The organism is Frigoribacterium sp. CFBP 13605 (assembly GCF_014839405.1).
Classification (GTDB): Bacteria; Actinomycetota; Actinomycetes; order Actinomycetales; family Microbacteriaceae; genus Frigoribacterium.
In genome coordinates this window covers 1-1,130 of sequence record NZ_JACYNS010000212.1, presented here as the reverse complement: position 1 = coordinate 1,130, position 1,130 = coordinate 1, and the positions used below count along the sequence as shown (strand labels likewise).

General features: G+C 73.9%; 2 protein-coding genes. One reads left to right on the top strand and one right to left on the bottom strand.

Going from position 1 to position 1,130, the window contains the following annotated elements:
* Positions 1-16: 16 nt before the first annotated feature.
* Complete coding sequence (locus IFT36_RS16090; RefSeq protein ID WP_200413673.1) at positions 17-730, bottom strand: MBL fold metallo-hydrolase; 714 nt, start codon at positions 728-730, stop codon at positions 17-19.
* A 53-nt stretch (positions 731-783) separates the two neighbouring features.
* Here IFT36_RS16090 and IFT36_RS16085 point away from each other — a divergent pair.
* The coding region (locus IFT36_RS16085; protein WP_200413672.1) for a TetR/AcrR family transcriptional regulator at positions 784-1,130 on the top strand (347 nt) is incomplete at its 3' end.

Below are 1,130 nucleotides of genomic sequence, written 5' to 3'. Positions count from 1 at the left end.
GAGCCGGCGCGGCGGGTCAGCGGGCGGCGGCGCGGACGGCACGCACGGCTGCGTCGACGCCACCGTCCCAGGGGGCACCGTGGCCCGGCAGCACCCAGGTCGCACCGGTCCCGAGCAGGGCGTCGAGCGAGGCGAGGGCCTGCTCGGGCTCGTCGGTGAACGGAGCCGGTGCGGGCCCGACGTGCCCGGTCGTCACGTGGCGCGTGGTCAGGGCGTCACCCACGAACACGGCGTCGACGCCCGGGACGAACACGGCGATGCTGCCTTCGGAGTGCCCGGGCATCGGGATGACCCGAGGCGCACCCGGCAGGTCGAGCGTCTCGCCCCCGTGCACCTCGACGACCTCGGTGAGCCACGCGGTCCTCGCCCCGCCCTTGCGCAGGCTGTAGCCGCCGAACCCCAGCAGGGGGCCGAGCTTCATCGGCGGCATGCCGTTCCGCGGCTTCGGGCCGCCCTTCGCCCGCGAGGCGTCGGCGGCGTGGACGTACACGGGCACCCCGTGTTCGCGACGCAGCCGCTCGGCGAAGCCGACGTGGTCGGAGTCGCCGTGGGTGAGGACGACGCCCTTCACGTCGTCGAGGGTGCGTCCGACGGAGGCCAGCTCGGAGACGAGTTCGGACCAGAGGCCGGGCAGACCGGCGTCGATCACGGTCACGCCCTCGGGCGTGACGACGAGGTACGCGGCGACGATGTCGTTGCCGATGCGGTGGAGGGAGGGGGCGAGTTCCATGATGGCTACGGTAGTTAGCCATCATGGCTATTGTCAATAGCTATACTTGACGGATGCCCACACCCGACCGCACCTCACCCGACGCCATCCTGCTCGCCGCGCGCGAGCTGCTCGAGGCCGACGGTCCGTCCGGCCTCACGATGGCCGCGGTCGCGGCACGGGTCGGCGTGCGTGCACCCTCGCTCTACAAGAGGGTCGAGAACCGGGAGGCGCTGCTGCGGTCGGTCGCGGAGGCCACCCTCACCGACCTGGCCGCGCGGCTCGACGGGGCGGGGTCGGCCCGCGAGGTGCTCGACGCCTTCCGGGCCTTCGGGCACGAGCGCCCGGCCGCGTTCCAGCTGGTCATGACGCCCGGGCCCGGCGTCCCCACCGCGCGACGCGAGTTCGGCGCCGCGGCGAG

Bases quoted from the DNA above. Each gene is read 5' to 3' on its own strand.
- IFT36_RS16090 (WP_200413673.1), bottom strand. From the start codon at position 730: ATGGAACTCGCCCCCTCCCTCCACCGCATCGGCAACGACATCGTCGCC.